The 18,045-nt window shown below is 44.1% G+C and carries 14 protein-coding genes; 10 read left to right on the forward strand and 4 right to left on the reverse strand.

What is annotated here, in order from left to right; translation table 11 throughout:
* Positions 1-28 precede the first annotated feature (28 nt).
* Positions 29-478, reverse strand: a complete 450-nt coding sequence (locus ACJJI4_RS16960; RefSeq protein WP_444925872.1) for a hypothetical protein — start codon at positions 476-478, stop codon at positions 29-31.
* Between the two features lie 478 nt (positions 479-956).
* Positions 957-1,376, reverse strand: coding sequence for a hypothetical protein (locus ACJJI4_RS16965; protein ID WP_444925873.1), 420 nt, complete (start codon positions 1,374-1,376; stop codon positions 957-959).
* 789 nt (positions 1,377-2,165) lie between these two features.
* On the opposite strand from ACJJI4_RS16965, the gene ACJJI4_RS16970 reads away from it, so the two are divergent.
* The 3 genes from ACJJI4_RS16970 to ACJJI4_RS16980 are packed head-to-tail and all read left to right on the forward strand — an operon-like array spanning position 2,166 to position 3,324.
* Positions 2,166-2,534 (forward strand): hypothetical protein, encoded by a 369-nt coding sequence (locus ACJJI4_RS16970; RefSeq protein ID WP_444925874.1) that lies wholly within the window; start codon positions 2,166-2,168, stop codon positions 2,532-2,534.
* A gap of 36 nt (positions 2,535-2,570) precedes the next feature.
* Positions 2,571-2,780 carry a hypothetical protein gene (locus ACJJI4_RS16975; RefSeq protein ID WP_444925875.1) on the forward strand — a complete coding sequence of 70 codons (210 nt, stop codon included), beginning with the start codon at positions 2,571-2,573 and terminating at the stop codon, positions 2,778-2,780.
* 1 nt (position 2,781) lies between these two features.
* On the forward strand, positions 2,782-3,324 hold the full coding sequence (locus tag ACJJI4_RS16980; RefSeq protein ID WP_444925876.1) for a hypothetical protein: 543 nt from the start codon (positions 2,782-2,784) through the stop codon (positions 3,322-3,324).
* Between the two features lie 86 nt (positions 3,325-3,410).
* Here the strand turns inward: ACJJI4_RS16980 and ACJJI4_RS16985 are convergent, their stop codons facing one another.
* Positions 3,411-4,478 (reverse strand): competence protein CoiA family protein, encoded by a 1,068-nt coding sequence (locus ACJJI4_RS16985; protein WP_444925877.1) that lies wholly within the window; start codon positions 4,476-4,478, stop codon positions 3,411-3,413.
* A 1,091-nt stretch (positions 4,479-5,569) separates the two neighbouring features.
* Here ACJJI4_RS16985 and ACJJI4_RS16990 point away from each other — a divergent pair.
* From ACJJI4_RS16990 to ACJJI4_RS17000, 3 genes are all read left to right on the forward strand, one after another.
* On the forward strand, positions 5,570-6,163 hold the full coding sequence (locus ACJJI4_RS16990) for a hypothetical protein (RefSeq protein WP_444915563.1): 594 nt from the start codon (positions 5,570-5,572) through the stop codon (positions 6,161-6,163).
* A gap of 459 nt (positions 6,164-6,622) precedes the next feature.
* Positions 6,623-7,075 (forward strand): nucleoside deaminase, encoded by a 453-nt coding sequence (locus ACJJI4_RS16995; protein WP_444925878.1) that lies wholly within the window; start codon positions 6,623-6,625, stop codon positions 7,073-7,075.
* 740 nt (positions 7,076-7,815) lie between these two features.
* Entirely contained in the window at positions 7,816-10,377 is a 2,562-nt protein-coding gene (locus tag ACJJI4_RS17000; RefSeq protein ID WP_444925879.1) for a hypothetical protein, read from the forward strand.
* Between the two features lie 674 nt (positions 10,378-11,051).
* Here ACJJI4_RS17000 and ACJJI4_RS17005 read toward each other — a convergent pair.
* Positions 11,052-11,939, reverse strand: coding sequence for a LysR family transcriptional regulator (locus ACJJI4_RS17005; RefSeq protein ID WP_444925880.1), 888 nt, complete (start codon positions 11,937-11,939; stop codon positions 11,052-11,054).
* A gap of 110 nt (positions 11,940-12,049) precedes the next feature.
* Between ACJJI4_RS17005 and ACJJI4_RS17010 the strand changes: the two genes are divergently transcribed.
* From ACJJI4_RS17010 to ACJJI4_RS17025, 4 genes are all read left to right on the forward strand, one after another.
* Positions 12,050-13,024 carry an MBL fold metallo-hydrolase gene (locus ACJJI4_RS17010; RefSeq protein WP_444925881.1) on the forward strand — a complete coding sequence of 325 codons (975 nt, stop codon included), beginning with the start codon at positions 12,050-12,052 and terminating at the stop codon, positions 13,022-13,024.
* Between the two features lie 82 nt (positions 13,025-13,106).
* Positions 13,107-14,939: an amidohydrolase gene (locus ACJJI4_RS17015; RefSeq protein WP_444925882.1), complete on the forward strand. Its 1,833-nt coding sequence runs from the start codon at positions 13,107-13,109 to the stop codon at positions 14,937-14,939.
* 91 nt (positions 14,940-15,030) lie between these two features.
* On the forward strand, positions 15,031-16,218 hold the full coding sequence (locus ACJJI4_RS17020) for an MFS transporter (RefSeq protein ID WP_444925883.1): 1,188 nt from the start codon (positions 15,031-15,033) through the stop codon (positions 16,216-16,218).
* Positions 16,219-16,929: 711 nt separating this feature from the next.
* On the forward strand, positions 16,930-17,775 hold the full coding sequence (locus ACJJI4_RS17025) for a pirin family protein (protein WP_444925884.1): 846 nt from the start codon (positions 16,930-16,932) through the stop codon (positions 17,773-17,775).
* Positions 17,776-18,045 lie beyond the last annotated feature (270 nt).

Below are 18,045 nucleotides of genomic sequence, written 5' to 3' on the forward strand. Positions count from 1 at the left end.
AGGGCACCTCTGCTGCGTAGTTTATCGCTTAAGAGAGTGTCCGTCTTTGGTGGGTAGGATCAATATCATTGACGATGTCATTGTGCAGCTTGATTAGCTGAAAAAAGGTATTTTCGAAATTTTGTTTTTTTAGAGATTCACTTTGCTCTTTAAGAGACTTCGCAGAGTTACTCAACTCCGCCCTTGTATGCCCGAGTTCTTCAGTAGAATTTCTTAGCTCTTTAATTTGTAAGCGAATTGTTGATAGAAGAACTATAAGCCCAACATATGCAAATAAGGGGTTGAGAAGACCTCCCATGTAGTCTCCAAATGTTCCCCAGTCACCATTGTTACCGGAAAACCCTCCATCGAACCTATCTATATACACCCCACCCACAATGAGAACTAAAATTACAGGTACTGCTATTAACAATAGGACGCCCCGCCAATCCTCTACCCAGGAGCCTTGTTTTTCCACTTCACTCGGTGCTTTACTCATTATCTCTACATCCTTGATGCTGAATTTCTTGTAATACTATTTTCCCACAAGGATTCCCATCATAGACAGCTTCTTCATGTCTTACTGGGCTTTGTCCTTGGTAGCCTCTCATTCCAATGCCTCGATGGGGTATTGCGACCAATACGCGCGGGAGAGCTAATGAAAATAGACAAGCAGGGCATCTCGAGATACGTAGTCCAAAATACCTACGCTTTGGCGAGAATGAAGGTTTCCAGTGGGCCGACCGGGAGTCAGCTTTATACATTGCACTGTCGTGCAGAGTGCCCTCTGAGAATAACTAAGGTCTCCCGCTAGCTGCGGCGTGAAATCTCAGCCCTTTTTTAGGACTAAAAAAATAGGTGGATGCAAAAGCATTGCTCACCCTTCAAAATTTGCTCAGTCCGACTGCCCTGCCTTTCCATCAGAATTCTAGGGAGTATAACCAAGCTCCCCCCACTAACACCAAAATGTCTAAGCCCTAGTATTTGACAAATGTTAAATCCCCTACTCTAAAAGTATGTATCACATAACGAATATTATTAGGGTCATAAACCATTCTTTTTGCAACATAATCAGCATATGCATACTCACCCTTTTGACATATGCTATCTAAAGCATTCAAACTTTCCCTTGAATAAGTAAACTTGGAAATACTCATTTGAAGCCTTTTATTTTTAGCTTTATGAAAGTAAACATCAAGGTGAACACCTGAGCTCTTTCTATTGAAGTTGAAATCGCATTTAGCAATTACCCCATCAATTTTTTTCATTCCCCGTTCACTTTCAGGCAATTCAAGCTCAATTGAATTAAGTATAAGAAACAACAGAATGCTTAAAATGATACCTGCAATGACAGGTAACGGTACGTTTTTTTTTGAGTCATCTATATTCCGAATCATTCAGTTCCTCTGAGAGCTTTTCCATTCCAAACGATATGTAATTCTTTCAATAGCAATGTAACCACCAATTAAACATGTGGCGCCTGGATTAATTCTAACAAGGATAAATCAAGAAACAATCAAACTTACCAGGAGACTCTGAGCGATTAAAACCAGAGTGATGAGCTCCCCTTAGTGGCTACAAGCTTTTGCGTGCAGGGCTCTCAAGTCCTTAGGATTTTTGCGATCAGTGCGCACGGGAAAGCCATTGAAGGTATTTGTGAGGTGAGCAGGCCAGCAAATACCCCTCTTTTGGCGAAATTGGTGGATATATGTGAGTCGGCGGGGGATACCGCTATATGTGGCACTAATGTACAGGTTACCCCCCTAAAAATTCATGAGGCACCGTACCAGCTCGGAGTCTCAGTCCTTTTTAGGTCTGAAAAAATAAATATCCTAGAAATATCTACCTCCCATCCTCGGTCTACTTATCGGCAGGCACCTAATCACTAAGCCCCAACGCAGTTTTGCGACCAGTACGCGCGTGAGAGCTGCTGAGAGCGGATATGCAATGTTTCTAGGGATACGTAGACCAAAATGCCTACGCTTTGGCGAAAATAAAGGTTTTCTGTAGGTCGATAAAGCAGCTTTAAACGACAGACAAATAAATAATTCTATTCAAAAAAAATCGCACAGAACAAAGTCTAAAAAAACGAAGCTCCAAGTAGGCACGCTCTTCCCGAGAGGTTCTATATTCCATCTACAAGGTTTTGCACTCCTTCCCCAAACGCTACCCAAGAGGAAAAGGCAGTGGGACACTACGAGCAGCCGAAGCCGTTCTACCTGAAAGACCGCCGCGAGGTGGCTATCGACAGGTTTATATCAAAGAAAAATCTTTCTAAATCCGACTACCTGGCGCTGAAAGTTGTTGACCAAGTAGAGGCAACACTAGACAAGTACCGCCAAGAGTCGGTCCCTATGACGAGGAAAAAACTTAGAGGCGAGGAACATGACTCTACCCGGCTTGGGCAATTTATGGATAAGAATGGGAAGCCTCACCCCGGTGGGAACTGCGATGCACATGCCATCGTCTCAGGGGCCCACTCAATGGCTACACCACTAAGAGCCATCCTGGCCAGAGTGAAAATTAGGATAGATGACATAAGAAATGGGACATGACTACCCAGAAGCACTGCCGATACTCCTCACCCCAAAATGCCCTCCGCAGTCCCCCACTCCCGTATTCATAGAGTGGGTTATTACACATGGCTGGAACTAGAATTCGCTGCACTAGATATTCAGGACTTGAATGAAACTGAGGTTGAAAAGGTTCTCAAGGCAATTGAGTACGACCTGAAATTCTCCAGTTTTCCCCACTATGTTATGTTGCCTGCCGATGAAGCTCGCGAACAAGCCGGAGTCTAATGTGGAATTTTACCGACTATCTCCGAATTACAGTGATTACATGAGTCCAAACTTCGATATCGATGAGGTCGAAGATAAGCGCGGGGATGATGATTTTGTAATCGATACCAGACCCATCAAATACGCTGACGACTGGGTGCCCCTGGAGATTCAATTCAGCATTGATGATGCCGTTCCTGCTATTCCTACACTGTCAAAGTGGCGGAACTACCTTGTGCTGCATGAATCGGCTTACCAGTCCTTAGAGGGCGTTCTCGGCCCGTTTGGCGAGTTCCTCCCTTGCACCCATCAGAAAGCCAAGTTTTACCTGTTCAACCCCCTAACAATTGCTGAAGACCTCAGCGCAGTAGTGCCCGGCTCAGTCAGCAAGAATGGGAACCTGTTATCAGGTATTGAGTTCGATAAAGACAAGCTGAAGAATGTTCCGGTATTCAGGAGTAAGGAATCCTATATAACTATCTACTGCACCGACGCATTCAAAGACGTGGTTGAGGCTGAGAAGCTTGACGGCCTACTGTTCAGCACCAACCTGACACACTACTAGTCAGCCTGACGACCACTAAGCGGGCCCAATCGGTGAAGGCTGCAACAGCCGCCAGATATGGGCCTTAGCCTGAGAAAACCTGAGATTCATTTTTTAGCTGAGACTCCACAGTTCGGGCATTTTTTTACAGTACATGTCCCATCACAGTGTTGGCACGAAGTCCTGGTATATTCGTTTGGAGAACAAGAAGAGCACTTTTGGGCAACAAGTTTATGCTTACAAACTGGACAGTAGCTTTGAGTGTTAGGCCATTCACCTTCTAATAACCGTCTTCTAGATTCTTTTTCTTTTCTTTCTTCTTCTTGAACCCTTCTCCTCATTGCTTCATGAGTATACTTATCACTAGGAACTTTAGGGGGGGTAACTCTCTGATGCCCGCGTGCCCCAATATAATTATTTACGCGCTTTGATGTTCGGCTTCGTTCGCGGAACATATTTTTCAAATAAGCTATCTCATTATCAAGTCTTACATTTAGGGTCTCTCTTAGCTCATCAAGCTTCCTCTCTTTTCTTTTGTGATTGAGCCATCCTTTAGCTACAGTCTCTTCAGTTACCCATCTCCACATAGCAGCCTTATAGGTAATTCCGCTAAATTCTTTACTTTTTAGTGAAGATAGATAGCTTGACACGTCAAGCTCCAAGTGGCCTGACACTTTATCAGGATAATCATCAAGGCTTATTGCCACACGCTCTCTGTGTGTGATATCGAGAAGCAGCTTATGATTTTGTATCGTTGCTATGAGCGTATACGGAATCGAAAACTCTTTGTACTCAGTCACTGAATTGGTTGAGGCTTCAGTTACTTCGATTAAATCACTACAAGTAACTCCATCTTTATTCAGGCTCAAAAGCTCCTTATATGCTGGAAGCGCTAGAGGTTCATTCTTCGCGCCAAGAAGCATCTGCCTTAGCATTTGCGCACAAACCAATTCGAAAGATAGCTCGCATTCCTTTTCAGCCACCACTTCAGCGCGGCTATCATGGGCAAAGTGCCACTCCACCTTTTCACCACGTCTAGCGATAACGCTCTGCCCACAAGAGGGACAGACACAGTTACAGCTGCGTCCACGCGGCACATCTTCAACACCACAAAGTTCTCCACTTTTCCTATTTATCGCAAATGGTATTAGTGTACTCATAACCCTATGACTCATAATCCCTTATCTGTCGCCAATTATTACAAATAAGCTCATCTTGAAACTACAGCTGGGAAACCAGAGTCTTGGCTCTTTTTATGGACTAAAAAAACTAGGCACCATCAAGGGGAAGATTTTTCCACAATCAGTTGCATCGCCTTACCTGAGGGCTATCTCGCTACCAGGAAGGTTTATGCGGGGTCGGACCGGGACAGGACACCAGCACAAAGAGGAGCGGCGCTCTCCTGTTGACATATGTTGACATCAACGAAGGTTTTATTCGCGTCAGTACAGGGCTCCGGGAAGCTTGCCAGTGCATGCCACATTGGGCCAACCAGGGGCACAGCAGAGCTAGGTAACTTACTCGCCAAACAGGGGTTACTTTGCTCTAGTGGACGGGTTTATTGACGGGTTTTGGAAAAAAGAAAATATTTAATCTTTATTTATCAATGGGTTATAGCTATTTTTCGACTCCCGCCATCTCCACCAGATTGCTGTCTCAGACAGCCCACGAAAGCCCCGCAAACCTAGTGTTTCCGGGGTTTTTGCTTATCTGGACCATCCCAGTTAATCTAACCCGAGCCACCAAATCCAGCTATTTTGGGTGGGGTTAAAGCAGTTTTGCGCCACTGCCCCCATCAAATTGCCTGAAGTACGCAGGGGTGATCCGGCGCACTTACCCTCACCAAGCAAAAACACCTGGCAGCAATTGCAGACCCTACTGAAATCGGGCGCCTACTAACTGCCATAGACGACCCCAATAGTAAGAGCAGTCCTAAAACTCCTACTCTGCCCGATAGAGAATTGGGAAAACTTGAGTGGACGGGAATCAATTGGGATACCAAGCACATAAAACTGCCCGCGAAAAATGAAAATGGGCCAGCCACACATTATCCCTCTTGCTGAGCAGGCTCTAGCCCTGGCCACTGGGCTATACCATGACCGCCCCCGGCTTCCGTGCAATGGCCCGTACTCTATTAGACCGCGACACTCGGCAGATTTAATTTAGAATTCGCGTTTTCATCAAGCAAAAACCTGAATGTGGCACATTCATCTCAAATCAGAGAGGTGAAACACATTCTTCAATGGATTTACGAGGATAAAGGGATATGTCCATCAACGAACATGCAACCAAGATACAGGTGAGTCGACTGGTTAACACCGCTCTGACAGCGATTAAGGATAAAGATCCGAGATTTGATCAGACTCTGGTTCGCACTCTGGATCAACTCAACTTAATCAGCCGGAACCTGAATACCGCCAAACATAACGTACAGCACTTTGCAGGAATGATGGCGAGCGGCGCTCATGGACAAAACGCCTACCGAGTCAATCAATCCATGAACTCGAAGCTGAGAACCCTTTCATCACTTGAAGCCTTCCTCGCAGAAGAGTGGAAAAAGCTTGGTAAAGCAGTTGACGCATATAGGACACAGCTACCATGGGAAGGCAAGACCGAATTGGAACTCCTGGATATGCTTGCGGGAGAAATCGAGTCGTTCGATAAATTACTTAAAAAAAACGTCATCAAAGTTCCAAAGCACCAGACCAATACACACCAAACGATGACCCTTCAAAGAGAAATCACGCAATTAAAGGCAATACCCGCTCAAACAGCGCCAAGTATGCTTGTCTTAATTTCCATCGGCCTTCGTTTATTTGCAATGTACGTCGGCTCTAAAAGAGTGAATAGCAATAGATAATCTCGATTTCCCTTTTGGCAGATCACTAGACGCTGGAACTTTTAATCCGGCAGGCTCAATGCCTGTCGGAGCCTTCTAAATAAGCGGGGCAAATCAATATTGTGTTAGGAATACCCATATTTCTACCCATTAACCTGCTTAAAACAATACTTTAAAGAACCCACTTCGCCACTCAATTCAAAAAGAACAAAGCCTCATCCATCGATCATGTGATGCTCTCCTTACAATACTCAGGAGATGCACTTATACGCGAGAGAAAAGCCTACCCACAATTAAGGAGGCCGCTCACTTGTAGACGTCGATAAAGGTTTTTTCCACATAAGTAAGAGCCACCACCAGTGGAAAAATACAAATCTATTGGCAATAGTCTTCGCCGTTACCTTAGCTGTCATTAATGCATCAATAAAGCTCTACATTCTATACTTCAAGCACCCTTAAAAACTTAAATAAAGGACTGCCATGAGCAAGTCTGAGCACGAAGCGTTTATGCAAGCAGCCATTGAGGAAGCGCGCAAGGGCTTGGCCGCAGGAGGTGTTCCCACCGGCTGTGTAGTAGTTCGTGATGGAGAAATTATCGGCAGAGGCCACAATCAGCGTATCCAGCAGGATAGTGTTATCAAGCATGCTGAAATGGACGCATTGGAAAAGACTGGAAGGTTACGAGCAATCGAATATCAAAAGTGCACGCTTTATACGACACTTTCGCCCTGTCCAATGTGCAGCGGAGCCATACGTTTATACGGTATTAGGAATATTGTTATCGGTGAAAACAAAACCTTTCAGGGAGATGAACTGTTACTCAGATCTGAAGGCATAAGCCTAACCATCCTAAATAATTCTGATTGCATTAGTCTTATGAATGAATTTATCCAGCAGCACCCTGAGATCCGGCATGAAGATATTGGCGAGTAAAAACATTGAATTAAAGTGGGGTTAACTAAAAAACAATAAAAGAATTATTACTGTACCTAGAGAATGAGCATTCAATACCTCGGTTTTGTGGATGCCCTGCCGTCAAAGCCTCACTACAGAGTAAGCTAGAAATACTTAGTGAAAAGATACCCCGGCTAACACAGAGCCGGAATTCGCTAGCTCAGTTTATGGGCGAACTCCTACCAGATAGAGTTGAGATTTTTTCTTTTATCATTTAGACCAGAGTCATGCAGGTTTCCCACCATGAATATCGTGCCGCATCGCATTTTCACCCCCACTAAAAAGCCCAGTCTTATCCGTCTCTTCAAAATCTGATAACAGCTTTTTGGCACGTTACTTAGCCCTCTCCTTCCTCCGCTTTTCATATCCAAGGGAACGTTTTTGATCTGTCACACAATACTCATCCAGTAGCAAAAACCTCAAGAGCTATTGATAAAGCCTTTGCTGCTGCAATAGTCCCGTAACTTTTCACCGAAAGGCTTCATTTAGAAAACCCCAATAACGGCGCAAAAAATGTTATCAAACAAAAGACATCAACATTTTTCCTGATAATGCCTTCGACCTTGTTGGCTGGTGCCCTTTTGAAGAGTAACTTAGGGCGGGTGGCAATTTTCTAGTAGGCCTGATGTTCGATTGCCGCATCAAAGAGGGCTCGTGGTGTTACCCGGCCACTCGCCTTTTCAAAAAAATCAAACTAATGAAGATTACGGAGCATCATCATGGAAGAGACTCTCACACTCTCTCCCGACAGCCTGCAGCGCCAACTCAAAAAGCAAACCGCGTCCCTCACACTCTCTCCTGACGACCTGCAGCGCCTGCTAGGCAAGCAAGCCACACAATTAGATAGTTCGACCTCTCTCTCTTTCGAATTCACACCAACATCTCAAACAGACCCACTGCGACGCGATCCCACCCTGAGCAACCTTTTGCAACATGAAGCTCGCATGCTCGAGTGGCTCGGTGAATCTGAAGGCAATGCACGCCAGTTCGCGCTCGACCCAATTTCGACCTTTCAGCGGGTATGCGACCCGAGCCCCGAGCTGGTCGAGGAGCTGCGCGGCCTGTTTGATCGAGAAGAGCCAAGCGACTTAATTGAAGAAGAAATTGAAGAGCAGCAAGATCTTCAAGAAGTTGAATCCTCGCCAGACCCGGACCTTTCGCAAGGCTGGGACTTGATCAGTGCCTCGACCCAAGGAGCGGTCAACAATTGGATTAGCGAGCTCTTCGAAGGCGACTCAGGCCAATGGTCCTTCAGCGGAAGTGTCGGCAAGGGCCCCGCCAAGGTTCGCTACGAATTCGCATTTGATTGTCCCGCCTTCATCGCTCCCGAAGACCAAAAGGCGACGCTCGACCTGCCCATCACAGGGTTCATCAAATTCCCAGGTATCACAAGCAACATCGAAGATGCGCAGGGCCAAAGCCCCGGTCACGCCCGGCTCGTTCTTGACCTCGACAAAATGCAAGCCAGCGCCAGCATCAACCACTATGGGCAAGTCACCGTGACCATCCAGAAGCCCAACTGGGACATGATGGAACTTGACCTCAGCGATATTCAACTCTCAAAGTCGATCAAGGGCCTCGACATTACCGACGCGATGAAAGGAGCAGTCGACCAACTCATCTCAAGTTTTGATTGGCCGATCAAATACACGGTTGCTCAACACACTCCCCTGCCCGCCGGGAACCTGGACATCGGAGTGATGTATACAGCCTTTGATGGCGACTCCGACTCAAACCTGTTCGGACTTGGGATATGCCGTGGGAATCGCCAGCCAATAGACGCGCTTCTACCACAGACTGTCCCTAGCAACTGTACATCCGCACTCATCGTATCCAACGACATCATTTTGACTTCGGTGGCTACGGCGATTGCTGAAGCAACGCCACTGACCTCATCGCAGCTGACGGTGACCGATACCTACCCCGAAAAAATGTACCTCAACACAGACGTCGAGGATGTGATTGAGGGTGCGCATATCAAAATCAAAGAAAACAACCTCCAAGCGGCGTTCAACAACGACGGCGATCTTGTTATCAGTGCCGACATCAGAGTGAAGCGTGGGGCCATGACCCTGTGGGTCTACCAAACCCTAAAGCTCTCTGCGACGATAAGCTTCAACGCCTACGACGATGTGCTCAACATTCAGGTGAAAACAAAAGCGAAGCTCCCCTTCTGGTGGGCATTCGTTCCGCTTGGCTGGGTCATTCAATTGATCATCTCAATTTTGAGTTCGAAGAAAGGGAGTGTCGACATCGCGATTCCCGGCTTCCAGGTCAAGAAGACGAATTCGCCCGCCTATCTCCAGGTTGGCGGTGACTGGGCCTATATGCCAATCAAGCTTCATTCCACCCCAATCGCGCCTCCGAATATTCAGATGATGCACATCAATCAGCAGCTGGATGAAAACGGCGGAAGGTTCCGGTTTGACTTCAGCAGATACGGCTCAGAAGTGACGAGCTTTATCGTTGCCGCCACCTACTGGTTCTTCAAGTACGAAGGAAGCACGGACCACCAGACGCAAACGCTGGGCCTGTCACTCACCCAGGTTCACAACAAGAATGCCGTCCTAACCGTCACTCCTGACGCCACTTTGTACGGCCAGAAGAAAGGTTTAAGCCCCTCAGCCTCCCAATTGACATTGTCCTGCATCGCAGTGGTCGACGGCCCCAAAGACGGTGTGATCTTACCGAGAACCATCACCGGTATCCCCGATGAATCAACCAGCCCATACATCCCCCTCGATGAGCCAGAAGCTTATGCTGCCCTTGGAGGCTGGGCGTGCGAGTACCACAAGGACAACGACCCGAGCGAACCCCCAAAAGCACACCATGTTCGCACCATTGAGCTCGATGCAACCACCGCGGTTCCGAACAACTACGAAGTGGGTATCCAATCGACTGCACAGATGCACGATGACTCGGGCAACAATGCCATCGCATCGATTGATGGCAATCTCATTGAGCTGAGCAAGAGCCCCCCTCTGATCGCAAAGTACGTGACAAACCTCCAAAAAACGAGTGATGACGTGTATGTCGAGATGGGCCAACCCATAAGCGACGCAGCAGTGTTCCTCTCTGGCTATCGCGTCCACTATGACAGCAGTGACCACGATATCCGGCAAGTCGGCGGAGGTTCGGAAACCTACTCCACATCAGGCTCGCAGGTCATACTGCACAATCCACACGCACTGATCGGCGACGGCGACTCGGGGAACAGCAAGCACACTCAAGAAAACAGCGAATCGCACGTGTCGTTTCTAATTATCGCAGTACCGGAGTAAATCGCGCGGTTGCTCGGGTGGCCATTGCACGCCCGGGCAACCCATGCGATACCTGGCGACTAACTATAACTGGGAATCTTCCTACCAACACAATGACGGAGGCCGCCAGTGAAAGTGAAAGTAAACTTACCGTCCGGACATAACCGATTACCACACCGCTAGGCTGGAATTTGGTGGCATTCGACTGCTAGGGAGCCTCTGAATAACTCCGTAATGCCTCTGCGAGTCTTCAGGGCCCGCCCTTCGGGGCTTGCAGAGCGATTCACACTCCGCGTTGCGACTTCTTGAAAGGTCTAGACATTCCTGAGAAGCCGCGCCTTGATTGTGAACCGTTCTAAAAACCAGAGGTATCACGGAGTTATTCAGAGGCTCCCTAGACATTCTCAAGAGGAAGGTTTACTCGTATCAGTAGCAGCTATCTATTCAGGTTGGAGTATCAGCCTAAATTTACACAATAATTTACCACTTTCTACCGGATAACTGATTAGGCTCCCCCGCATAATAAAGTTTTTGATCATCGCTATCCTCAGTGACATTGCGGAAGCAATCCACATTTATCTATAGCTTCTTTATTAATCATTCTAATTTTAAGGATGGTAAATAATTGATAATGCTTTTACATTTATATGCGAACTGCTAAAGGACTTCTGGTCGACTATAAGATCGAATTAAAATCAGCAACTTTTAATTTGATACTTTTTTACCATATCGAACAAAATTTTTGAAAATTGCTTGACTGAATTATTCTGTGCTTTATTACCTACAGTTAAATAAAGAGACACTGTATAGGAAAATCCATGAATCATATCAATTTTACATAGCTCATTTGACTGAACATCCTCGGCAACCATATGCACCGGCAACCTGCCATAACCTAGTCCTCCCTTTACAAGGCGATAGGCCTCGTTCAAGTTGGAAACGGAGCATTTCACATTTGGTGAAAGCCAACCGAAAGAAACATCCATCGAGCCGGAGTCTGCTACTAGAACTTGAGTCTCTCTCTTCAGTTCATAATAAGAAACATTTTTTTGGTTAGATAAGCTATGTTCTGGGCTACACACTAAGATAAATTCAACATCTAGCAATTTATCGCTTAAGAAACCGGGGGGTGGAGTCATACCGATACATAAATCCACCGCATTATTAAGAAGTAACGCATTAGTTCCAGACATCGCTTGCTCCTTTATAGACAAGCGGACATTTTTTTGCTGACTGTGAAACAATTTCAAAGTAGCATCGAGAATACTCTTTGGAAATGAAGTATCTACTGCAATACTCAACGTAGCTGCCGCCCCCTGTTTTAGCTGGCCAGCTAGATTCTCAATGTCATAATGTTGTCTCAGTAACACCTCAACTTGCTCACTCAAAAGCAAACCGGCATGATTTAATTTGGTTTTCCTTCCATCTTTTTCAACCAGAGTTAAATCTAGGGTATCTTGAAGTTCTTGTAGCGTATAACTAATTGTGGATTGACTCTTGCCAAGTTGATCAGCAGCTTTTGATACTGAGCCTTCCTTCCTTAAAGCATCCAAAGCTTCTAACTGTTCGAGCGTGGTTTTCACGGAAGTACACCATATATCGATAGATTCGATCCATATTATCTTTGCCGTAACTACTAATCAAACATGATGTAGGATTTCTCGCGTTTTAATAATTACCGGAAATGTCTACAATGCTTAAATCCATTACTACACTACTGGCTGGTGTAGCTTTTACTGTGAACGCGATTGCCCAAGAGCCCGTGTGGGATGGCAATACAGTCATCCTTGAATCTCAAAAGGTTTCAGATGGCATATATGCTGTAATACCTTCAGACGCCTCTGAAAAAGCTGGCAATGGCTATCCTATTGCAACAAGTGGCGGATTTGTTATCGGCGAAAACTCTGTTCTGGTGATAGAGTCAATGATAAATGAGCGCCTTGCCGAACAAATGATATCGCTGGTCAAGGCTGAAACAGATAAACCCATCAAGTATTTAGTTAATACAAGTTATCACGGTGATCACTCATATGGAAACTATGTTTTTCCAAGCAGTGTATCTATTATCCAGCATGAAGGTGCAAAGGATTATGTAGATAACTATTTCGAGCAAGATACTGCGTTCATGATTAGTAACTTCGGTGAAGGCAGGGGAATTGAGGATGTAATACCCAAAACCGGCGACATTTTAGTCCCCAAAAACGGAAGTATTTCTGTTGATTTAGGAGGCAAAACTGTAGACATAGATGACTTTGGTTTTGCTCAAACTGGCGGCGATCTATTCGTCTCCGTTAAAGGAGAGAACATACTTTGGACAGGTAATCCCGTAGTCTCTACCAAACCTGCCTTACCTTGGCTGCTTGATGGCCATCTATTAGAAACATTAGCGACCATGAAATATGTATATGGCGCAATAAATGAATCTACACTAGTTATCCCTGGTCATGGCCCAATTACAAACCGTTCAGCAATAAAATGGCATATTGATTACTTGACTGCACTTAAAAATAAAGTGGAAAAGGCAATTGCAAGAGGACTATCCCTTGAGGAGACGGTTGAGAAAGTTCAACTGCCAAAATACCAAGGGTATGCCCTTCACGGGTGGGTTCACTCTGGATTGAATGTCCCCGCAGCATATAAAGAGCTTTCCTCTTCTAAAGTTAAATAACCCTCTGATCTCATTCCTCCATAAGCGCTTACTATACCTCCTGAGTAGGTAGGTAAGCGCTTTCAAATCTAAGAAATCTAGTATGTCATATTCAAAATATGTATGGCGAAAACGCCTAATCTTAATGGGTGCCGCCACGGTTTTGGCTGCATGCAAAAATGCAACCATCGCAAATGAGGGGGTGATAGAAAATTTCGACAGTGCCGTTTATGCGGATATGATCATTATTAATGCAAAGGTAACGACCCAAGATAAGAATAAGCCAGTTGCCCAGGCCATAGCGGTTAGAGACGGAAAGATTCTGGATGTAGACACCGATGAAATAATACATCAGTACAGAGGTGAAACGACTGAAGTTATTGATGCGAAGAATAGACGAGTTATACCGGGCTTGATCGACTCTCATTCACACTTCTTGCGTAGCGGATTAGCTTATACGAGCGAGTTACGCTGGGACGGTGTGCCCGATCTAAAGACAGCTTTAAACATGTTGTCTGAGCAAGCAAGTAGAACACCAAAAGGTGAATGGGTAAGAATTATAGGTGGCTGGTCTCCATGGCAATTCAAGGAAAAACGGTTGCCAACTATTACTGAAATTAACAAGGCAGCTCCCGACACCCCAGTATATATCCAATATTTCTATAGTGTTGGAATGCTTAACCAAATGGGCATGGATAAACTTGGAATCAACAGTAATACGGAAGATCCAAAGGGCGGAAAATTCGTACGTGACTCACATGGAACACCCACAGGGTTAATGCTAGCACAGCCACATCCTGGAATTTTTTACGGCAAGATCGCAGCTCTGCCAGACACTTCAGAAGAAGTAAAAGTAAATTCAACAATTCACTTATTTCACGAACTGGCAAAATTTGGTTTAACGTCTGTTATTGACGCTGGAGGTGGCGGGTTCGGTTATCCCGATGGATATAGTGTCGCAGAAAAACTGGCCACAGAAGGAAAACTACCACTGAGAACATCCTTCTATTTATTTGCACAGAATCCAGGGAAAGAACTGGAAGACTACCACAATTGGACAAGGGGAAATAAAGCGGGGACAAACACTGACAGTACTAAAGAGCACGGCTTTGAAATTGATGGAGGAGGTGAGTATCTACTATGGAAAGCTGGAGACTTTGAAAATTTTAGATCCGACAGACCAGTGTTGGATGCCGATATGGAAAAAGATCTAACACCAATTATTGAGTTACTGGTAGAGCGTAGATGGCCATTTAGGATTCATGCAACCTATGATGAATCAATTACCAGGATTTTAGACGTTATTGAAGACGTAAATAGCTATAAACCGCTACGCGGACTTCGATGGTCGATTGAACATGCCGAAACAATAGGCCTGAATAATATCGAACGTATAAAGTCACTTGGTGGCGGCGTTGCCATTCAAAGTCGTATGGTATTCCTTGGTGATGACTTTTCTGAACGGTATGGAGCTGAAAAGGCAAAAGCTACACCTCCATTGAGAATGCTTGTCGATAAAGGTATCCCTATTGGTATGGGTACTGATGCCACACGGGGCTCAACCTTTAACCCTTGGGTAGGCCTACATTATTTAGTCACCGGTGAAACCGTCAGTGGCCGCAAGCTCTATGAGTCATCAAATCTTTTAACGCGAGAAGAAGCGCTCAGACTTTATACAGTTGGCAGTGCCTGGTTCTCAGGAGAAGAGCATATCAAAGGAAGGTTGTCTAAAGGTCAATTAGCAGATTTTGCAATTTTATCGAAAGATTACATGGAAGTCCCCCTGGAAGAAATCAAGTCAATCAGATCTGTACTAACTGTTGTAGATGGAGAGGTTGTATATGGAGATGGGGATTATCAGTCTTTATCACCAAAACTAGAGCCCCTTCTGCCTAGTTGGTCACCTGTAAAATTCTATGGCAGCTACTGGCCATAAATAGCTTCCACAGAAAGGCCACTTTAAGTAGTGGCCTTTATAAAGAGAGTTAAGCCTTGACTTCCCTTGCCCCATTCAAAAATAAACTGTTTTGATCATTTGGACTGCAACATTAATCTCAAATACAGGAACATGGATTCATGAGATTGGTGCAAATTGGCTAATGATTTCACTAACCTCATCACCATTTTGGATCGCTATGGTTCAATCTGCAGCATCCTTACCCACACTATTTCTTGCGATTCCAGCTGGTGCCTTCGCAGATATTGTCGACAAGAAAAGATATTTAATAATATTACAAATATGGATATTCCTGCTTACCTCCATATTATGCCTTCTTACAGCAACCGGATCGACATCTATTTTATCGTTACTGACGTTAACCTTTTTAATTGGTATCGGAACTGCATTAATGGTCCCAGTCTGGTCTTCTATAACACCACTAATAGTAACCAAAGCAGACTTCCCCCAATCCATAGCCCTAAATAGCATGGGAATTAATCTGGCAAGAGTAATTGGTCCAATACTCGGCGGAGTACTTTTGATCTATTTTAACCTGGAGGTACTTTTCGCTTTAAACGCTATTTCTTTCTTATGTGTAATAATGGCTCTTAGCTATTGGACACCGAATAGAAACGGCGCAACAAATCAACATAGTGAGAATTTCGTATCAGCAATAAAAAATAGCCTGAAATACATAAAGCGAGAATCAAAACTTCAACACGCACTGGTTCGAGCACTGACGTTTTTTATTTTTGCTAGCGCTCTATGGGCGTTACTTCCCACTTTTTCATCTCAATTATATACAGACGATCCAAAAGCATACAGTTTATTAATGTCATTTTTAGGGCTCGGTGCGGTAGGTGCTGTGTTTTTCACCAATAAGCTCCGCACAATCTTTAACGTAGATAATTTACTGTGTATCGCTTCTATTGGCTATGCTACATCCATGTTATTACTGTCATTTCTAACCAGCTATATCCATGTGTCAGTAGGAATGTTCACTGCGGGATTTTGCTGGTTACTCTTTTTATCTCCGCTAATTCTGGCTACTCAGGAAATGCTACCAAATTGGATAAGGGCAAGAGGAATGTCATTTTTTATGGCAACATATATGGGCGCTATGGCTATAGGAGGTATGCTCTGGGGAAAAATAGCTTCCTACGCAGGAATATCAAATACGCTGCTAATTGCTTCATGTTTTTTGCTTGTCGCAACAGTATTTGTAAGAAATCAGCTTGTAGGCTCTGCAGACCAGGAGGCCTTGAATATCCCCTAGCAGAGTAGACCTAAAACTCTTATTTTAATAACTTATGATACCAATAAGGAGCTCCCACTATAGCCTTGAAAAATCAACTGTCATTAAGCTTGAAAAAAGTAAATCCATAATAGCTATTCTCAAAGGCACAGAAAGCACCCATGGAAGGGATACAAGCTTTTAACCCCGATTAAGACAAAATACTCATAAATACCATAAAACTCTAATCCACAACCGCAAAAAAACCTAAAGACAAGCAACTCGCTATAGTATTTATCACAAGAATAGTTGAGTCCAATACATATTAGTATCCTAACTGTTATCTAATTTAGCCCTCCCGGAAAGACAACTAAAAACTAATATAAGCCCACTTATTGGAACAATAAAACATATACGACACTGTAAACCGGCACCTCATTTTAACACCATCTCAAAATATAATGTTCCAATTTATTATTTCTGTATCAGAATATCTAACAATGACTGTAATCCACCTAACTTAATCAGCTTTCTCTGACAATTCTAATAAATCGAACGAATACATCTATATATTTATATTTTACTACTGTCGATATGGCTTTAAACTTCCCCACATGGGTCTTTATTTGAACTATGTTCGTCAATAGTCTTCCTTTGAAATTTAAAAGTGGAACATGAATAGACACAATCAATCTGATGAAGCCTTTGATCCTACCCACCAACAACGAAACCGACTAATTCAAGGAATATACTATGTCAAACGGTATTAGAGAATTAAAGTTCTCAACATCTGGTGAACAGGGTTCTGATGGAGCCGGAGTAAAGTTAACTCGCTTGATTGGGACACAAAACCTGGAAATGCTGGACCCCTTTCTTCTATTGGATTCATTCGAAAGCGACAACCCCAATGAATATATTGGAGGCTTTCCCAACCATCCGCATAGAGGTTTTGAAACTGTAACTTACATGATAAATGGAAAAATTAGACATAAAGACAATATGGGAAATGAAGGCGTTATAGAGCCAAATGGCGTGCAATGGATGACTGCAGGTAAAGGTGTCATACATTCGGAAATGCCTGAGCAAAAAGATGGATTGTTAAGGGGCCTTCAACTATGGGTTAATTTGCCTAAAGATAAGAAAATGATTGATCCTGACTACCAGGAGTTTGAAGAAAGTCAAATTTCGTCTGAAGCAACTACAAAAGGCCAAAACATCAAAGTCATTGCAGGGACAACTAATTTTGGCACAAAAGGTGTTGTGGAAAATAGATACGTTTACCCCACCTATATTGATGTAACCTTGGCGCAAGACCATAAATTTGTACAGAATCTAGAAGAAACACATAATGCATTTATTTATGTAATTGAAGGTTCTCTAAATACGGGATCAAAGAAGTCAAAGCTGGTTGAGCGTCAACTAGGCATTTTAACAAAAGGAAGTAAAGTTTTAATCGAAGCCGGTGATAAAGGTAGCCGCTTCATACTGGTTGCGGGGAAACCTCTAAATGAGCCGGTAGTTAGGGGCGGCCCTTTCGTAATGAATACAAAGGAAGAGCTTTTTCAAGCATTTTATGATTTTAATAATAACAAATTTTAGAATTATCAATTAGTTTTGCTGGTAAAGGGGGTAATATCCTAGATATATAAGAATAAAAAGGGTACTTTTTAGAGGTCTGAAAAATCTGAAGTTGATTCTCTAAAGCTGACCAATATATCACTAGAGGTGTTCTGTTAGATTTGAGCACAACATTTAAAGCTATCGATAGAGTTCGGAATCCAGCATTCAAGGATTTCATGCAATATTTTTATAGGCCGTAAAATAGCACAAGTACATGCCACTATATTTGGAGCTGACGAAATCAGAACA

It is taken from the genome of Microbulbifer maximicatervae (SeqCode) (assembly GCF_052467305.1).